Origin of the sequence: Marivita sp. (assembly GCF_022763305.1) — a bacterium.
Classification (GTDB): domain Bacteria; phylum Pseudomonadota; class Alphaproteobacteria; order Rhodobacterales; family Rhodobacteraceae; genus Marivita.
The window spans coordinates 1-17,430 of sequence record NZ_JALEGT010000108.1 but is presented as its reverse complement, the minus strand read 5'-3'; the positions used below and the strand labels follow the sequence as shown (position 1 = coordinate 17,430).

At 63.8% G+C, this 17,430-nt stretch carries 14 protein-coding genes; 8 read left to right on the top strand and 6 right to left on the bottom strand.

What is annotated here, in order from left to right; translation table 11 throughout:
• Positions 1–80 precede the first annotated feature (80 nt).
• Complete coding sequence (locus MRY75_RS18990; protein WP_292309581.1) at positions 81–2,495, bottom strand: FAD-dependent oxidoreductase; 2,415 nt, start codon at positions 2,493–2,495, stop codon at positions 81–83.
• Positions 2,496–2,642: 147 nt separating this feature from the next.
• On the opposite strand from MRY75_RS18990, the gene MRY75_RS18985 reads away from it, so the two are divergent.
• Both MRY75_RS18985 and MRY75_RS18980 read left to right on the top strand, forming a co-directional pair.
• Positions 2,643–5,048 carry an FAD-dependent oxidoreductase gene (locus MRY75_RS18985; RefSeq protein WP_292309580.1) on the top strand — a complete coding sequence of 802 codons (2,406 nt, stop codon included), beginning with the start codon at positions 2,643–2,645 and terminating at the stop codon, positions 5,046–5,048.
• 9 nt (positions 5,049–5,057) lie between these two features.
• Positions 5,058–5,663, top strand: coding sequence for a nucleotidyltransferase family protein (locus tag MRY75_RS18980; protein ID WP_292309579.1), 606 nt, complete (start codon positions 5,058–5,060; stop codon positions 5,661–5,663).
• A gap of 209 nt (positions 5,664–5,872) precedes the next feature.
• On the opposite strand, the gene MRY75_RS18975 is transcribed toward MRY75_RS18980, so the two are convergent.
• From MRY75_RS18975 to MRY75_RS18960, 4 genes are read right to left on the bottom strand one after another with little or no spacing between them, the layout of a single operon-like run.
• Entirely contained in the window at positions 5,873–6,427 is a 555-nt protein-coding gene (locus MRY75_RS18975; RefSeq protein WP_292309578.1) for a pyridoxamine 5'-phosphate oxidase family protein, read from the bottom strand.
• Positions 6,420–7,460, bottom strand: coding sequence for a lipocalin-like domain-containing protein (locus MRY75_RS18970; protein WP_292309577.1), 1,041 nt, complete (start codon positions 7,458–7,460; stop codon positions 6,420–6,422). Before MRY75_RS18970 ends, MRY75_RS18975 begins: the two co-directional genes overlap by 8 nt.
• The gene (locus MRY75_RS18965) at positions 7,450–9,846 is read right to left on the bottom strand and encodes an ABC transporter permease (protein WP_292309576.1); all 2,397 of its coding nucleotides are present in this window, start codon (positions 9,844–9,846) and stop codon (positions 7,450–7,452) included. Before MRY75_RS18965 ends, MRY75_RS18970 begins: the two co-directional genes overlap by 11 nt.
• Positions 9,843–10,499 (bottom strand): ABC transporter ATP-binding protein, encoded by a 657-nt coding sequence (locus tag MRY75_RS18960; RefSeq protein WP_292309575.1) that lies wholly within the window; start codon positions 10,497–10,499, stop codon positions 9,843–9,845. The genes MRY75_RS18965 and MRY75_RS18960 overlap by 4 nt, the downstream gene beginning before the upstream one ends.
• A 99-nt stretch (positions 10,500–10,598) precedes the next feature.
• Between MRY75_RS18960 and MRY75_RS18955 the strand changes: the two genes are divergently transcribed.
• The 4 genes from MRY75_RS18955 (at position 10,599) to MRY75_RS18940 (ending at position 14,016) form a co-directional block, all read left to right on the top strand.
• On the top strand, positions 10,599–11,303 hold the full coding sequence (locus MRY75_RS18955) for a hypothetical protein (RefSeq protein WP_292309574.1): 705 nt from the start codon (positions 10,599–10,601) through the stop codon (positions 11,301–11,303).
• The gene (locus MRY75_RS18950; RefSeq protein WP_292309573.1) at positions 11,300–12,406 is read left to right on the top strand and encodes a MoxR family ATPase; all 1,107 of its coding nucleotides are present in this window, start codon (positions 11,300–11,302) and stop codon (positions 12,404–12,406) included. Before MRY75_RS18955 ends, MRY75_RS18950 begins: the two co-directional genes overlap by 4 nt.
• Positions 12,363–13,631, top strand: a complete 1,269-nt coding sequence (locus tag MRY75_RS18945; protein WP_292309572.1) for a VWA-like domain-containing protein — start codon at positions 12,363–12,365, stop codon at positions 13,629–13,631. Before MRY75_RS18950 ends, MRY75_RS18945 begins: the two co-directional genes overlap by 44 nt.
• Positions 13,632–13,707: 76 nt before the next feature.
• On the top strand, positions 13,708–14,016 hold the full coding sequence (locus MRY75_RS18940; RefSeq protein WP_292309571.1) for a cytochrome c: 309 nt from the start codon (positions 13,708–13,710) through the stop codon (positions 14,014–14,016).
• Between the two features lie 36 nt (positions 14,017–14,052).
• Here MRY75_RS18940 and MRY75_RS18935 read toward each other — a convergent pair whose 3' ends face one another.
• Positions 14,053–16,155, bottom strand: a complete 2,103-nt coding sequence (locus tag MRY75_RS18935) for a DUF4214 domain-containing protein (protein WP_292309570.1) — start codon at positions 16,153–16,155, stop codon at positions 14,053–14,055.
• Between MRY75_RS18935 and MRY75_RS18930 the strand changes: the two genes are divergently transcribed.
• Positions 16,139–16,402, top strand: coding sequence for a hypothetical protein (locus tag MRY75_RS18930; protein WP_292309569.1), 264 nt, complete (start codon positions 16,139–16,141; stop codon positions 16,400–16,402). The genes MRY75_RS18935 and MRY75_RS18930 overlap by 17 nt on opposite strands.
• 214 nt (positions 16,403–16,616) lie before the next feature.
• The gene (locus tag MRY75_RS18925; RefSeq protein WP_292309568.1) at positions 16,617–17,339 is read left to right on the top strand and encodes a class I SAM-dependent methyltransferase; all 723 of its coding nucleotides are present in this window, start codon (positions 16,617–16,619) and stop codon (positions 17,337–17,339) included.
• Positions 17,340–17,430: the final 91 nt, after the last annotated feature.

Here is a 17,430-nt window from a genome sequence, read left to right as displayed (position 1 = left end):
GCCATTGGTTCAAGCCCAATGGACGACGCCCCCGCCCGCCTTCGGCGGCCTCCCCCAAAGTATTTATAAACCAGAGAAGATCAGGCGCGCAGCCTTGTGCCCTCGGGGTCAAAAGGTGGTCGGTCAAGGATCACAGCCCAATGTGGGCGGCCCAGCACCATCACTTCGACCTGATCCCCCGGCCTCGCGTTCTTGACGAAGCCAAGCGCCAGAGACATCCCGACATGGTAGCCATAGGCGCCGGAGCTGACCCGGCCAATGCCGACCCCGTCCTTGAAGATCGGCTCGCCCCCGGTCGCGTCGGCGTTCGAGGCTGTGGTGTCCTCTTCGTTCAGTGCCAGCAGCACCATCTTTTCGCGTGGGGCCTTTTCCATGTTGGCCAATGCCGCCGCGCTGTTCAGATAGGGTTTGTCGCGGCGGCACAGGCGGTCCAGCCCGCATTCCTGCGGCCAGTATTCGGGGCTGTATTCCCGGCCCCATGACCCGTAGCCCTTTTCCATGCGCAGGCTCATCAGGGCACGACTGCCCACCGGGGCTGCGCCGAACGCCTGCCCCGCCTCCAGCAGCGCAGTGTAAAGCGCCACCTGATCCTCGGCGCGGCAATGCAGCTCCCAGCCCAGATCGCCGGTGAAGGACACGCGCAGGGCCATCACCTCGACGCCGGCCAGCTCGATCATCCGTGATCGCATGAAGGGCCAGTCTGCCGTGTCGAGCGACACGTTGGTCAGGCGCTCCAGCATCCGGCGCGACTGAGGCCCCGCCACATTGAACCCGCACCAGGTGTTGGTGAGGCTTTCGAAGACTGTGCCCTCGGGCAGCGGCACCGCGTCGTAGAAGCGTTTCTGGTAACGCTCGGCCATGCCGGAACTGATGATCCAGAACGCGTCCTCGGCCAGTCGCGTGACCGTCGCATCGCCTGCGATGCCACCGCGCTTGCCGATCAGCGGTGTCAGGCAGGACCGCCCCACCTCCTGCGGCATCCGGTTGGCGAAGACGGCGTTGAGCCACGCCTCGGCCCCCGGCCCGGTCACACGGTACTTGGCGAAGTTCGAGATGTCGATGATCCCGGCCTTGTCCCGCAGCGTGCGGGCCTCGTGGCCCACCACATCCCACCAGGGCTGGCGGGTGAAGCCTGCGCTGTCGGGGATGTCCTTCGAGAAATAGAGCGGATGCTCCCAGCCGTAGTTCAGGCCGAATACCGCCCCCATGTCTTTCTGCATCTCGTAGACCGGGCGGGTGCGCACCGGGCGACCCGCCCCGCGTTCCTCACCGGGGAAGTGGATCTTGAAGCGGTGTGCGTATTGATCGCCCACCCGCGCCTTGGTGAATTTGGCATCCGCCCAGTCGCCGAAGCGCGCGATGTCCCAGGCGAACATGTCGTACTGCATCTCGCCTTCGATGATCCATTGCGCCACCATCAGCCCCATGCCACCCGATTGCGAGAAGCCCGGAATGATGCCGTTGCAGCAGAAATAGCCCGGTTTCTCGGGCACCGGACCCAGCAACACGTTGCTGTCCGGCGACCAGATCATCGGGCCATTGATCACCCGCTTGATCCCGGCGGTGCCCACGGCGGGCACCCGGTCGATCGCCCGCATCATGTTGGGTTCGATCCGTTCGAGATCGTCGGCGAAGAGTTCGTGGCCAAAGCCCTGCGGTGTGCCGTCCTCGGCCCAGAAGCGCACGTCTTTCTCGTAGGCCCCCACGAGCAGGCCCTTGCCCTCCTGCCGGAGGTAGTATTCGCCGTCCCGGTCCGCGACCGAAGGCAGACGGCGGTCCATCGCCTCGATGTCGGCAATCGCCTCGGTGACGAAATACTGGTGTTCGGTGGGCAGGAGCGGCAGTTTGATCCCTGCCAGCGCCGCCACCTCGCGGCCCCAGAGACCGGCGGCGTTGATCACCCACTCCGTCCGGATGTCGCCTTTGGGCGTCCGGACGATCCAAGTGCCGTCCGGTTGCGGCTCGGTCGCTGTGACGGGCGTGAAGCGGTGGATCTCCGCCCCCTTCTGGCGCGCGCCTGCGGCATAGGCGGCGGTCACGCCGGACGGGTCCACATTGCCGCCATCGGGTTCGTACATGATGCAGCGGATGCCGTCGAAATTGACCAGCGGGTGCAGCGCCTCGGCCTCGGTTCGGCTGACCTCGTGGAAGTTCATGCCGTAGAGCCTGGCCTTGGCCGCCTGCAGGCGCAGCTGGTGTTCGCGCGCCTCCGTCTGAGCAAGGTAGAGCGATCCCGGCTGGAACACGCCGCAGCTTTGGCCGGTCTCGGCCTCGAGCTGGTTGTAAAGGCTCATGGTGTAATGCTGGATGCGGCTGATATTGGTGCTGTCATGCAGCCCGTGGATGTTCGCCGCCGCGTGCCAAGTGCTGCCACTGGTCAGCTCGTCGCGTTCGAGCAGCACGACATCGGTCCAGCCCAGTTTTACCAAATGGTATAAAATCGAACAGCCGATGACTCCGCCTCCGATGACAACGGCCTGGGCGTGGGTTTTCATCTTGGGCGACTCCTTGCATGCTTGGCCTACCCTCGCGTTCATCCGGTGCATACGATTGCCACAAGCCGACACCGCGTGTCGTTTTCCGACAGGACGCCATGACATGGCCCGCCACATGGTCGGCACAACGGATCAAGGAGAGATCGCATGAAAACGCAGGCGCGTGTGGTGGTGATTGGCGGCGGGGTCGTCGGGGTTTCGGTGCTCTATCACCTGACCAAGCTGGGCTGGTCGGACGTGATGCTGGTGGAGCGGTCGGAGCTGACCTCGGGCAGCACATGGCACGCGGCGGGCGGGTTTCACACGCTCAACGGCGACACCAACATGGCGGCGCTTCAGGGCTATACGATCCGGCTCTACAAGGAGCTGGAAGAGATCACCGGCATGTCCTGCGGTCTGCACCATGTGGGCGGCATCACGCTGGCCGACAACCGCGACCGGTTCGACATGCTGCTCGCCGAGCGGGCCAAGCACCGCTACATGGGGCTGGACACGCAGATCGTCGGTCCCGAGGAGATCGCCAAGATCGCGCCGATCACCAATCTGGAGGGTATCCTTGGCGCTTTGTACGACCCACTTGACGGGCACCTTGATCCGTCGGGCACAACCCATGCCTATGCCAAGGCGGCGCGGATGGGCGGGGCCACGATCGAAACCCATGTGATGGTGCAGGAAACCACGCAACGCCCGGACGGGACGTGGAACGTGGTGACCGACAAGGGCACGATCCATGCCGAACACGTGGTCAATGCGGGAGGCCTCTGGGCGCGCGAAGTGGGCGCGATGGCGGGGGTGTATCTGCCGCTGCATCCGATGGAGCATCAGTACATCGTCACCGACGAGATCGCGGAGATCTATGAGCGGGACAGCGAGCATCCGCATGTGATGGACCCGGCGGGCGAGTCCTATCTGCGACAGGAGGGGCGCGGGCTCTGCATCGGGTTCTACGAACAGCCCTGCCGCCCCTGGGCGGTGGATGGCACGCCGTGGACCTTCGGGCATGAGTTGTTGCCTGATGACTTTGACAAGATAGAAGACAGCATCGCCTTCGCCTACAAACGCTTCCCGGTGCTGGAACGCGCGGGCGTGAAATCGGTGATCCACGGGCCGTTCACCTTTGCGCCGGACGGGAACCCGCTGGTTGGCCCGGTGCCGGGGCTGCGGAACTACTGGTCCGCCTGCGGTGTCATGGCGGGCTTCAGCCAGGGTGGCGGGGTCGGTCTGATGCTGGCGCAGTGGATGATCGAGGGCGAATGCGAGCGTGATGTGTCGGCGATGGATGTGGCGCGGTTCGGGGATTGGATCAGCCCGGGCTACACCCTGCCCAAGGTGATCGAGAACTACCAGAAACGCTTTTCCGTCAGCTATCCGAACGAGGAGCTGCCTGCCGCGCGGCCCAATCGTACGACGATGATGTATGACATCTTCGACAATATGGGCGCGGTCTGGGGCGCGCAGTTCGGGTTGGAGGTGGTCAACTATTTTGCCGAAGGCGACGAAGTGCGGTACGAAACCCCGTCGTTCCGCCGCTCCAACGCGTGGGAGGCCACGGCGCGCGAGGTGAAGGCCGTCCGCGAAGCCGTTGGAATCAATGAGGTTCAGAACTTCGGCAAGTACGAAGTGACAGGGCCGAACGCGCGCGACTGGCTCGACCACGTGATAGCAGGCCGTGTGCCGAAACCGGGGCGTTTGTCGTTGACGCCGATGCTGTCGCACAAGGGGCGATTGATCGGGGATTTCACCATCTCGTGCCTGTCGGACACCCATTTCCAACTGACTGCCAGCTATGGCGCGCAGGCCTATCACATGCGCTGGTTCGAACAGAACGCCGCCGAGGGCGTGACCGTGCGCAACGTGTCGGACGCGCTCACGGGGTTCCAGATCGCGGGGCCGAATGCCCGCAAGGTGCTGGACGCCGTTACGCGGGATGCGACGGATCTGAAGTTCATGGATGTGCGTCCGATGACCATCGGAATGACGCCCTGCCTTGTGCAGCGCGTCAGCTATACCGCCGGTCTGGGCTACGAGATTTACTGCGAACCGGTGGCGCAGCGGCAGTTGTGGAACACGCTTTGGACCGCCGGGCACGACCACGGGATAAAGCCCTTCGGCATGCGGGCGATGATGTCGCTGCGGCTCGACAAGTTCTTCGGGTCTTGGCTGTCGGAGTTTTCGCCGGACTACACCCCCGGAGAGACCGGGATGGACCGCTTTATCGCGTGGTCAAAGAATGCCGATTTCATCGGACGGGCCGCCGCCGAGGCCGAGCGCGCCAACCCGCCTGACCGTGTGCTCTGCGCCTTCGAGGTGGCGGTGAACGATGCCGACGTGAATGCCTATGAGCCGATCTGGATCGATGGCGCGGTACAGGGGTTCTGCACCTCTGGCGGCTATTCGCACCATGCAGGCAAATCCATCGCACTAGGCCTGATCCCGCGCAGCCATGCCACAGAGGGGCAAAAAGCGCAGATCGAGATCCTCGGCGAGATGTGCGACGCCACGTTGATCACAACTCCGCTCTATGACGCTGACGGGGCGCAGATGCGCGGCTAGACTGAGGGCATGACCCAGATCGCCATCGTGATTCCCGCTGCCGGAGCCAGTCGCCGGATGGGCGACCGGGACAAGTTGCTTGAGCCTGTGGACGGCATGCCGCTCTTGCGTGGCGTGGCCGGGAGGGCGCTCGCGACCGGCTCGGAGGTGATTGTCACACTGCCCGGCCTGTCCCATCCCCGAGCGGCTGTTCTGGAAGGGCTGGACCTGCGGCTCATCGCCGTACCGGATACCCACGAGGGCATGTCGGCCTCGTTGCGGCATGCGGCGGCGGCGCTGCCCCCGGACGCCGAGGGTGCGATGATCCTGCCTTCAGACATGCCGGACCTGACCGAAGACGATCTGCGTCAGGTGATGCAGGCCTTTGCGGACGCGAGCGGGGAGTTCCTTGTTCAGGCCACGAGCGCGGAAGGCACGCCGGGCCACCCGGTCGTCTTTCCCGCTGATCTGTTTCCGGCCTTCGGCGCACTGACCGGCGACGAAGGCGCGCGTTCCATCCTGCAGGCCAACCGGCACCGTATGATCCGCGTGCCTCTGCCCGGCGACAACGCTGTCACCGATCTTGATACGCCGGATGCGTGGACACGCTGGAGGGCCAACAACCCGGATCGCTGACCTGTGGATAAGTTTGCGGACAAAAAAATGGGACGGCTCTCCCCTGCCGTCCCATTTCTTTCGATCGCTGCCTCTTTCGGGCGCAATCGGCTGTAAAACTGATGCGACTTTCCTCGGTAGCGGAGACACTACTCAAGAAAGACTTCAAAGCAAGACAAAAGTTTCAGATTTGTGAACAGAGCGCAGGCCAAACCGGTGAAATCCGGACCTTACGGCACGCACCATGCGCCCTGCCACGCCGAGTCGGCCTGAAAAACAGCACGTCTGTGCGGCTCAACGAGCTGCATCAGTTCTATTGATTCGATTCGGCATATCAGGACGGTGAACCAATCCCCGCTCGACAGCTTGGTGTAGGCATGGGCCTCGAGGATCGGCGTGCCGGGTGTCGGGGACGCGCCATACGCGATGCGCGACCCCTCGGGCACGCTCTGCCATCGGTCCGCCACCTCTGCGCCCTGCAGGATCGTGACCTGTGTGGACAACCGGATCTGCAGCTTGGCCTTTTCGTCCCAGATCATCAGCTGCGCCTGCGGGTTGGCGCGCAAGGACCGCACTTTCGCGGATCCCCCGTCGGTATGCACTTCGACCGTCCCGGCGCTGCGACTGGCCCCGCGCAGGACGACCGTTCGTGCCTCCGGGGCACCGTCGGGCGACACGGTGGCAAAGACCGGATGACGGGCGGCAGTACGCCGGTCAGCGACGCCCCGCGTCAGGCGCTGCCAGCCGAGGTCCAGAAAGGCAGCAAGATCGTTGGGATCAGTCATAGCCTGTCATCTCCAGATAGCCGCGCCCGGCATGTGAGCCTTGAACGATCACAGGCCCCTCCCAATACGGAATCGACAGCGCCATCCACGCGTCGGGGTTGAGCGCCGTCACGGTCACGTCGACACCCCTGTCCGGCATCTGCACCGCCCACCGCACAGGAACATCGCGTCCGGCCACCTCGTGCCACTCGAGCGCGCGGGCGCGGAAAGCGCCGTCGGGATAGGCGGTGGTGGTGCCATCGGACGCGATCCAGGTGGCCGAGGAAAAGACGCCGCCCGCGTCATCACGCAACAGGAAGCCCATCAGCTTGTCATCCTTATCAAAGGAGAGTGAGAACCAGTCCCAGCCGGACTGATTGTCCGCCAGCGGTTGCGACGACCATTCCCGGTCAAGCCAGGCCGCGCCTGTGACAGGGATGTCCCCTGACGGCAGGGTCAGCGTGCCTGACACCTCGTAAAATGGTTGGGAATAGTAGTAGCTCGCCTGCCCCTGGGCAGATTTCACCGAATAGCCGCCATTCCCGTGGAACACGAGCGGCCCGGTGGCGCGCAGGTCAAGATCATAGGCAAAGTCGGTGCCCCGGGCGGTCAGGTCCAGCATTTCGACATCCAGACCCGACATGCGCCAATCGTCGATCCAGGCCTCAAAGGGATCGACGGTCACGCCCGCCTGCCCGATGCCGCCCCGTGCAATGCGTTCGGCCACAAGATGCCGGTCTGGCGTGGTCACGGCAGCATGGGCGAACCAGACTTGCGGATCGGTCCAGCCCTCGCGGGTTTCGGGGGCCAGCGCGGATCGGAAGAGCGTCCATTGCACGCCATACGCCGTGCCGTCCGGTCCAGTGAGATTTGCCGTCAGGTACCACCATTCGATCCGATAGTCCGGATGCGCCCCATGATCCTTCGGGAAATCGAACACGGGATCGGGCGTGGGAACCGCAAAGCCATCGGCGTCGGTACCAAGACCGGCGAAGCCCTGTGCGGCGGCCTGAACCGGCAGCCAGAGGATCAGAAGAAGCGCCCTAACGGTCATTGGCAAACACCTTGAGCAGGTCGGACGGCGGTGTGCGCGCCAAGCGGATCGCGGGCCAGAGCGCCGCCAGCGCTGCCGCGGCCAGCGCGAAGACCGTCAGCATCGCATAATGCGCGGGGAACAGGTAGATCGGCAGTTTCCACCCAAAGGCCTCGACATTCACATAGGCCAACAGCACCCAGGCCAACATCAGACCCAGCGGGATCGCGAGCACCGTCGTCACCAGCGCCAGCACCACCGCGCGCAGCAGTTCGAGCTGTCCCAGCCTGCGCCGGGTGAGCCCGAGCGCCCAGGCGGGGGCCAGCTGTGGCACCCGGATGGAGGCGAGGGTCAACAGGCTCATCAGGATGGCGAAGGCCGCAACCGCAAGGGTCAGCACGTTGAGCGCGCCCGTGACGGTGAAGGTGCGTTCGAACACCTCAAGCGAGAAGGCCTTGATGCGGGCCTGATCGGTGATCGCCGCGTCGGGCAGTCCGTACTCCTCGGTCAGCGTGCGGCGCAGCCTGTCGGGATCGTCGGACCGAACCCCGAAAGAGACCGGCACCACGTCCGGGTAAAGCTGGCGGAACAACGGCTCGGCGATCAGGGCCTGCCCCAACGGATTGCCGTAATCGGCGACGATGGCGGCAATCGGCAGAGTGAGGTCCGGCGCCAGGGTGACAGTGTCCTCGGTCCAGAGCCCGGCGCGACGTGCCAGTTGTTCACTGACCACCACCGCGCGTCCCGCCTCGACCCGATCCCAGACATCCGGCGTGTCATCGAGAAAGAGCCAGTTCTCGCGATAGGTCGGCCCGACCCGGACGCCGTAGAGTTCCGTCGGCACCCCCGCCACATCTGTATCGACCGTCAGAAGCGGTAGCACGTCCGAAGCGTTGGTCAGAAGAAAGGCTTCGAGATCAGCGCTTTGCGCGGTGTCCTCGATGCGGATGAACAGCTCGGGCGCAAGTCGTTGGTCGAGAAAATCCACAAAAGTGACGCGGAAGCTCGACACCATTGTAGACACGCCAACATTGGCCGCCGTGGCCAGCAAGAGCGCCATCAGAGCAAGGCTCATCCCCGGCACCTGCTGGCGCGTGTCGGCCCAGAACCATTGCCACATCGCAGACCGCGCCTGACGATCCGCCAGCGTGACCGCGCTGCGCAGGAGAAGCGGCAGGATCAGCGCTGCACCGATCAGCAGGCATGCCAAGAGCGCAAAGGCGAGTGTCAGACCCTGCCCCCAGATCGCGATACCGATCCCGGTGAGAAAAAGCAGCACAGCGAGCGCCCCCAGTCGCCGGGCGGTGACACCTGACGCCACAGCCCATGCGCGGGGCCGTGCACTGGAGAGAAGCGGCATGCGCGCGATCGCCCAAAGCGCGCCCGAGGCCGCGAGCCCTGTGCCCAGCACCGCAATCGCCAGCCCCGACAGCCACCAGTCCGGGCGCAGCTGCAACGTTCCTGCCACGGACGCCCCATAGAGGCCCTGAAGCGTGGCCGCCACGTTCGGCAGCAGAACCGCCGCAATGACGTAGCCCAGGGCCACGCCGATCCCACCCGCCACAAGCGCGAACAGGGAGAGTTCCAGTACCGTCAGTCCGATCAATGTCCTGAGCGGCACACCCAAGGCGCGCAAGGTCCGCACCATGCTCCGCCTCTGTTCGAAGGCGAGGCTGATGGTGCCGTGCACGATGAAGATGCCGACCGCAAAGCTCAGAAGACCGAAGGCGGTCAGGTTGAGGTGGAAACTGTCCGTCAGCCGGTCCGCGCCCGCATCCTGCGCAGGTTGGCGCAACAGGCCGGGCGCAATGTCCTCCAATGGCGGCAGACCCATGGGCTGGAGGGGTGAAACGATCAGGCGGCTCAGCCGGCCTTCGGCGTCCAGAAGCGATTGCGCGACGCCGATATCCGTCAACGCGACGCCGGGCGCAATCGAGGGGTCCGTGATGATCCTCTGCGCGACCGTCCTGCCAAGCGCATCGGCCACATCCGGCGCGGCAAAGAGCACGCCCCGCGTGAGAAAGTCGTCCAGATTGGCGTCTTCGGACATCCCCACCGGGGCAATCGTTCCGGGCGCCGTGAGCGGTTCGAGACCGACCAGCCGCACGGAGCCCGCGTTCGTGCGCAGCCGACCTTCGAGCACCGGCGACACCTGCCAGCCCGCGCGGCGCAGCGCGATGTAGGTGGCCTGGTCAATCCGGTCCCCGCTGCGGGGCACAAGCTGGTCGAACTGCCCCTCACCCAGCGTGGCGGCGGCGGCATCATAGCTCGCGCGGGCCTCGGCATTGATCGCCTGCACTCCGGACCAGAGCGCGGTCGCCAGTGCCAGACCTGCAACAAGTGCAAAGAATTGCAACCGATTGCAGCGCCAATGCGACAGCAGAGCGGTCAGCGTGACCCAGGTCACACCACATGCCCCTGGCTGAGATGCACGTGCCGTTCCATCCGGCGGGCAACACTTTGCGAATGTGTCACCATCAGCAGGCCTGCTCCGGTTTCCCGAACCAGAGCCAGCATCTGGCCCAGCACCTCGGCCGCCGTCGCCTCGTCGAGATTGCCGGTCGGCTCGTCCGCCAGCACCAGCTTGGGCCGCGCGGTGAGCGTGCGGGCGATGGCGACGCGCTGCTGCTGGCCGCCCGACAGCGCCTCGGGATATTTCAAGAGGTGATCGGTCAGTCCCAGCGCCGCCGACAGGCGCTTGGCATGGGCAACGTCGTAGGTTCCGGCAAGACGGGCCTGAAAGGCGATATTGGCCTCGACCGTGAGCGACGGGATGAGGTTGAACTGTTGAAAGATCACGCCGACATCGGTGCGCCGCAGCGCCGCGCGGTCGGTATCGCTCATGTCGGTGATCTCGCGCCCGGCAACGGTGATCGACCCGCCGTCCACCCGGTCCAGCCCACCGATGAGATGCAAGAGCGTGCTCTTGCCCGATCCCGACTCTCCGGTAAGCGCAAGTGTCTCGCCCCGCTCGAGCGTGAGGGACACGCCGCGCAGGACCGGCACCTCCCCCTCGGCGCCGGGAAAGGATTTCTTCACGTCTTGAACCGTCAGAACCATGACCCTGAGCTATCACGCGGGAAGCAAAGGAAAAGCCCAGACACAGAAAAACCGTCGGCGCACTTTGCCGCGTGTCTTCGGGGTGCTACCTCGGAGCCTATGAGTGCATTCATCCTGTCACCTGACACCGTGTGGAACCCCAAGGCGCTCGAGACCGGATCGGTCCCGCGCAAGGTTCTGCACCGCATCGCGTTCCTGCCGAAAGGTGGTGGGTTTGGCATGGTCCTGCGGGTGATCATGGAAAACGAACCGCTGCGGTATTTCATTGCGCTTTCTCCCTTCGTGATCGCCATGTTCATCTGGCGCGATCTGGCGCTGCCGATTTCGCAGGCGCCTGTGGCCATGATCATCGTGATCGGGTTCTTCGAGATGAAGGTGCTTCGGGTCTCGGCCGAAAAGCGCAAGACGCTGATGGACGAGGACGAGGCCGCGCGGGTGCTGGACAATTTGAACTACCGCGCGCGGCGGGTGCTGACCAAACTGGCGGCGCTGCGCGGCCAGACGAGCGGAGAACTGATGCTGGTGGTCGAACAGTCCGAACTGTCGCATGTCACGCCGCTCACGCTGGTGTCGGTGCAGACGCGCGAGGGCAAGCCGCGCATCCTGTCGCTGAACGCGGAGGAGCGGGCATTGATCGCGGCAGAGCTGTTTGACGACGCGTTAACCGAGCGCCTGCTGCACCGCGCGAACCTGCGCGAGGATGTCTATCTTCGGTCGGTCAGCTTTGACGCGCGCGGGGTGTCCGGCCATGCCCGGCTGGCCGCATTGCTGGACGGCCCCGCGCCGCAGGAGGCCCCGGCATGAGCGTGAACGCGCAGACGGTGTCGGCGGGCGATGCACTGGAGGTGTTGCGGGCCGCGTGGGACGCGCAGAGCACTGGGGCGCTGATGACGTCATGGATGCTGCACGGCAAGCCCGGTGTGGGGAAAACCCAGCTTGTGCAGACGCTTGCAACACAGATCGGGGCGCAGCTTTATGACATCCGCCTGACGACGATCGAGCCGCAGGATCTGCGGGGCCTGCCTTATTACGATCACGAGAGCCGCAAGACGCTCTGGTATCGGCCCGAGGATTTGCCGGACGAACCGGAGCGTCCTGCGGTGCTGTTCCTCGACGAGTTGACCGCCGCTTCGCCCTATCTTCAGCCGACGGTTTACGGGCTGTTGCAGGAACGCCGGGTCGGTCGGCACACCCTGCCCGACAGCGTCTTCATTGTCGCGGCGGGCAACACGGTCGAAGACGGTGCGGTGGCCTACGAGATGGGAACCGCCCTGTCGGACCGGCTTGTGCATCTGCACGTCACGGCCAACGCAAAGGACTGGCTGGAACGCTACGCGGTGGACCAGTCGCTGCATCCCGCGGTGACGGCCTTCCTGCGGTCGCGGCCTGATCTGCTGGATACCACGGAAGACAGTCTGCGGCGCGGTGAGATGATCGCCTGCACACCCCGGTCGTGGGAACGGGTGAGCCAGATCATGCAGGCGGTGACCGACCGCCGTATTCGGGGCACGATGGTGGCGGGCACGATTGGTGTGGCCCCCGCCGCCGAATTTGCCCGCGTGGCGGATGAGCTGGACGCGATGGTGACAGTTCAGGACATACTTGCGACCCCCCGCGCCCAGCGGGCGGATCTGTATCCCGACAGTCTGAACGGGCTGGTCGGGCTGATCTACGGGCTGGTGGCGCAGACCGACGCGGACACGATCCGCGATGTGATCGACGTCATGGCGGATATTCGCACGCTGAAATCCGAGCGCGTTCAGGCGCTGCCCTTGGGCGAGCTGTCAAGCTTTGGGTTTGAGGTGCTGATCCGCAAGGCGCTGGCGCAAGGCCTGCACGAGGCGTTCCGGGGGTCCGAGGCCTATGCCGATTACGCAAAGGCGCGGGCCGAGGCCGGAGCGCTGTAGTCCGGTGTCAGGGCAGCACAGCCGACGCGCTCGGATGGCCTTGGCCCAGATGGGCGATGTCGATCCCGCCATTGCCGCGCTGTCGCTCTGGTGTACCCATCGGGACCACGACGGAGAGACGGAAACAGATGGAGATACAATACTCTACGGGCCGTCCTTCACACATCTCTCACCCGCTGAGCAGATCGGTCTCTGCGCCCATCACGTTCTTCACGTCGCGCTGCGCCATTCCGCACGGCAAGCCGAGATGGCGGCGCGGCTGGGGCGTGGGTTCAAGCCCAAGCTGTACACTCTTGCAGCGGATGCGATGGTGAACGAGGCGCTGTTGGCTGGAAGGCACGCATTGCCGCGCCCGGCGGTGCGGGCCAAGGAACTGATCGACCTCTTGCCGGGCTTGGACACCGTGGCCCCCAACATCCTTGCCGAGTGGGACACCGACCGACTGTATCACGCCTTGTCGGCCCCGCTGGAAGGCGATCCATCACAGGTGAACCCGGCGGTGGAGGACTACATGCTCAAGCGGAAATTTGCGCCGGACCTGAGCAGCAAGGGATCGTTCGAAACCCAAAGCGACGTCTGGGCCAGCCGGGTCGACCAGGCGCTGGAACTGGGGCGCAGCGCCGGGATCGGTATCGGCCCTGCCCTGATCCGGTTCGGCGATCTGCCCGGCTCTACCGTGCCGTGGGAACGGCATCTGCGCCGCCTGCTGCTCAAGGCAGTGAGCGATGTGCCGCGACAGTCGCACAAACGCCCCGCCGCCCGTTGGGTTGCGCAGGAGGCTTCGGCACAGGTCGCGGGCGTGCCATCCCCCGCTTTTCAGCCCGGACTGGCACGTGACATGCGCCGCCCGCGGATCATCGTGGCTCTGGACACATCGAGTTCCGTCACCGACTCGCAGCTTGATCTCTTCGCCGCCGAAGCCCTCGGCATCCAGCGGCGCAGCGATGCGGAGGTCCATCTGTGGGCCTTCGACACCGATCTGCACAGCCGGACGCGCCTCGAAAGCGCCGAGGGATTGAAGCGGATCGACATCCGCCGCGGTGGCGGCACCGATTTCGGACCCGTGTTCGAGGCCAGCCGACAGCTCGATCCGTCGTTGCTCATCGTGCTGACCGATCTTGACGCACCGCTGCCGCCCGCCCCGCGGCATCCGGTGATCTGGGCGGTGCCCGCCCCGGTAGCACGTCCGCCAGCTTTTGGGACGTTGCTGGTGATGGCCCGCTGAAAGAAACCAAACCCTTTGCCCGAACCTGCATGGCGGCGTAGCATGGCCCCATGTGACGTGACGGATGGAGGGGATCATGTTCCACACGCGCCTAGCTATCGCCCTGTCATGCCTGTCGGGCATAGCCCTTGCCGACGCACCCAACGCCACGATGGGACGCCAGATCGCCGAGGAATACTGCTCGGCCTGTCACATGATCGAGCCCGGTGGCCCGTTCAAGCAGGAGCCCCCCAGCTTTGCGGCCATTGCCGTCTACCGGTCGCCCGACCAGATCCGGGCGCGGATCGTGCAGCCGATCCACGCGGACATGCCGCGCTACAGCGACTACATGATCGGCGGCAATATCGACGACATGGTGGCCTATATCGCGTCGCTGGAGAAATAGGCGCGGCGTTGGGGTGCCGCCGCGCCCGGTCTGTCCTCAGGCGATGGCGGGCGGGTCGAGGACCCCGATCACCTGTACGAGGAATTCCCCCAATTCGGGGTCAAGCGCCGCCTGGTAATCGGCATCGATCGCCGCGAAGGCCTCTGCGATGCTGTCCTGAGAGCCGTCGAACAGGGCCATGACCTCGGTTGCGTTGCTCACATCGGACATGCCGCGATGCACCGCGAAATAGGCACCGATGTCGACCTTGTTTTCAAGGAAGGCCCGGTCCAGCAATTGCTGATCGACAAAGGCCTGCCCTTCTTCCGGTTTCAGCTCGGATTTGGCCCCGCGCAGCACCTCGAGGATGAACTGGTCACGCGACACGCCGCCGCTGTCCAGAAGCCCGACCCAGAAGTCGAACCCGGCCTGATCGGGTGTGCGGCCAAGGACATTGGTGTAGACCGAGGTCGCAAAGTCGGTGTTCGACGTGCCCTCGGGATAGGTCGCGCGGGTTTCGGCCTGATCAATGAACAGCGATGCCATCTGCTCCAACGTGGTGCCATTGGCAAAGGCCGTGCCCCAGAAATTGAGCCCGATCGCATCCGGCGCGCGGTTGAAGTACGCGATGTAGAGCTCGATGAAGCTTTCGAAATCTTGCGGTGACAGGCTGGCCACGCCGCCAAATTGCTGAAGGTTGAAAGGACCGTTCTGAACATCGACGGTGAAATCCAGAAACTCGATGTCGACCAGCGTGTCAGTGCCGTTCACATCCGGCCTGCGGTCGGCAATCCGGGTTTCGCCCGGCGCAATGAGAAGCGTGTAGGCGAATTGCGGCCCCGAGAAGATCGCCGTATCCACGCCTGCTCCACCATTGAGCACGTCGTCGCCACCAAGACCGGACAGCGTGTCGTTGCCATCCAGTGCCGCCAGAGTCTCACCCGAGTCACCTCCAGTGAGGAAATCGCGCCCCTCGGTCGGAGAGGTGCTGTCGGACAGCACCTCGAGCGATGCAATCGTGCTGCCGGTCAGCCCGGTGTCGGCGTCTTGAAGCGTTCGTGGCGTGGCGCCGTTTTCCGCCAGCGTTGCATCGCTGATCGGCAAGAGCACAAGCCCGGCATTGGGATCGTCGAAGGTGATGAGCACATCAGTGGTCAGCGACGGGATCGCGGTTGCCACCAGTTGCGAATAGCTGGGCGGCAGATAGGTGGTGTCGAAAAAGTCGGCGACACGGCTGCCCTGTGCATTCAGGTCGCTGATCACGTCATTGGCAAGATTGATGAATTCCGCCGCGATCTTGGGTGTGGCGAAGGATGTCCCGAAGTTGAACCCCCAGTCTTCGCGGAACACCAGACCATCGCCCGCAAGGTCGACATTCGGCAGGCTTTCGAAGGACGACAGCAGCAATTCGCCATTTGTCGCCACGTTCCACGCGCCCACATTGATCACGTTCTGATAGACGCTGCCCCAGTCGACACCCGCCTGCCCTTCATTGGCCGAGGCCTGGAAAATCGGCACCTCAAACAACTCGAAGTAATCCAGCGTGGTGAGTTCGGATTCATCGACCGTATTGTCCCCGAGAGACACCGAGAGAGCGGCCGGCAGGTAGGTGATGTCCGATTCCGGATTGAATTCTGCATCAAAGGTCTGAAGGAAATCGAACACCACCGCGATCATGGCCGGTTCGACATATTCGACCCCATCAAAGGTCGTGGTGACATCCTGAAACGGCAACAGGAACTCTTGCGCGACATCGATGGCGATGATCTCGGTCCGCGACGGATCGACCAAACGCTGCGTGATCGCTTCGATGACCCAATCCCCATGCGCCGGGAAATCCTGCAGCGTCGGCGCAGCGCGGAAAAAGTCGAAATAGGTCGTGGCGACCGCCTCCTGTCCGTTGAACTCAACGGTGGCTTCTTCCTTGAAATCGAGATCGCGCTCGAAGCTGTATTCGAAATCATCCGGGGTGACGCGATAGAACCCGCCCTCATCTGCCACGAAGGTGGTTCGCGTCTCATCCACCATGCCAAGGCCGTTCGACACGTAATCGAAGAACGTGATTTCGTCGATGAACCCGTAGTCATAGAGGGTCACGTTCGAATACTCGAAAACGCGCTCGGTGAACTCGTCGAGCACGATGATGAGCGTTTTGTCCATTGGCTTGGTCCTTCCCCCGAATAACCTGTTGATGTGGTTAAATTTCGCGAAAACCGGGGCTGCATCAACTTTTTTCGATCAAAAGTTGACTGAAAAAATCATATTTTCTGGCAGACGCCAAAAAGCGGCTTATGCAGATGCGTCGACACTGCTTCTGGAGCAAACCGCAAAGATCGTCACCCGTCGGGTGAACTGGGCCGGGGTGACATGGATTTCCCCGATGCGACAGCCCCAGTTTCTACCGTGAATGGAGTGCCTTTCGACAAGAGCGCGACACCCGTCGCCCCGAGATTTGCGCGACCGCGGTGTTGCCACCTCGGAATGCGGTTAACGGTTGACTTGACGCACATGCGGCCGACACTCAGAGCAAACAGGGTTACGAGGATCAGCGGTGCCTCGGGACGCCAGAAGCCTTGCGCCTCAAGCACGACACACGCGCAGTATTGACCAGTGAGTAAGCCTTGACAGACCCCCTTCGACTGCCGCCCTACGAGAGCTACGACGAGTTGCTGGCCTGCGAGGCCTGGACTGCGGGTCTTGCCGACCTGAACGCACATCTGGCGAACACCCTCGCGCAGTGGGGGCAGACAGCCGAGTTGAACGGCAATCTGTTTTATGGACACAGGGACCCCGAGTTTCAAAACAACGGTCTTCTCGGCCGTTTCGATGGCAAGAGGAGAAACCTGTTCTGGCTGGCGCAGCATTCAACCCATATGTTCGAAGTCGGCGTAAACGGCGGGCACAGCCTTTACCTCGCTTTGTCGGCCAATCCGACACTGCGCGTGACCGGGGTGGACATCTGCAAGCAGCTGACCCCGACCTGGGCGCGGGTCGATATCTATGTGCCCGCGGCGTTTTCCTGGCTGAAACAGGCCTTTCCCGGGCGGTGCCGGTTCATCACCGGGAATTCGTTGGTGGAACTGCCGAAATACGTGGACGAGAACCCGTCAGAGACGATTGATCTGCTGCATCTTGACGGATCGAAAGACACGCATCTCCGCGAATTTCTCGCGATGAGACCGTTGATGCCCAAAGGCGCCTTCCTTTTGCAGGACGACACGAATATGGGCCCTGTGCGCATGGCGATGCGCCAAATCCTTCGGCTGGGATTTGCAGACAGGATGGATGTCGATCACCCCCAACTGCAGGACCTGCCCGGACACAAGGTTCTGGCCGTCAGGTGACGGGCCGCACGGGTCGGGACACAGGTTTGATGAGGTGGTGCCCAAGGCGAGACTCGAACTCGCACGCTGTTGCCAGCGGGGGATTTTGAAT

Coding starts and splice junctions, on each gene's coding strand:
- MRY75_RS18950 (WP_292309573.1), top strand. CDS start 11,300: ATGAGCGTGAACGCGCAGACGGTGTCGGCGGGCGATGCACTGGAGGTG.
- MRY75_RS18960 (WP_292309575.1), bottom strand. CDS start 10,499: ATGGTTCTGACGGTTCAAGACGTGAAGAAATCCTTTCCCGGCGCCGAG.
- MRY75_RS18935 (WP_292309570.1), bottom strand. CDS start 16,155: ATGGACAAAACGCTCATCATCGTGCTCGACGAGTTCACCGAGCGCGTT.
- MRY75_RS18945 (WP_292309572.1), top strand. CDS start 12,363: ATGCCGATTACGCAAAGGCGCGGGCCGAGGCCGGAGCGCTGTAGTCCG.
- MRY75_RS18980 (WP_292309579.1), top strand. CDS start 5,058: ATGACCCAGATCGCCATCGTGATTCCCGCTGCCGGAGCCAGTCGCCGG.
- MRY75_RS18970 (WP_292309577.1), bottom strand. CDS start 7,460: ATGACCGTTAGGGCGCTTCTTCTGATCCTCTGGCTGCCGGTTCAGGCC.
- MRY75_RS18985 (WP_292309580.1), top strand. CDS start 2,643: ATGAAAACGCAGGCGCGTGTGGTGGTGATTGGCGGCGGGGTCGTCGGG.
- MRY75_RS18975 (WP_292309578.1), bottom strand. CDS start 6,427: ATGACTGATCCCAACGATCTTGCTGCCTTTCTGGACCTCGGCTGGCAG.
- MRY75_RS18990 (WP_292309581.1), bottom strand. CDS start 2,495: ATGAAAACCCACGCCCAGGCCGTTGTCATCGGAGGCGGAGTCATCGGC.
- MRY75_RS18955 (WP_292309574.1), top strand. CDS start 10,599: ATGAGTGCATTCATCCTGTCACCTGACACCGTGTGGAACCCCAAGGCG.
- MRY75_RS18930 (WP_292309569.1), top strand. CDS start 16,139: ATGAGCGTTTTGTCCATTGGCTTGGTCCTTCCCCCGAATAACCTGTTG.
- MRY75_RS18940 (WP_292309571.1), top strand. CDS start 13,708: ATGTTCCACACGCGCCTAGCTATCGCCCTGTCATGCCTGTCGGGCATA.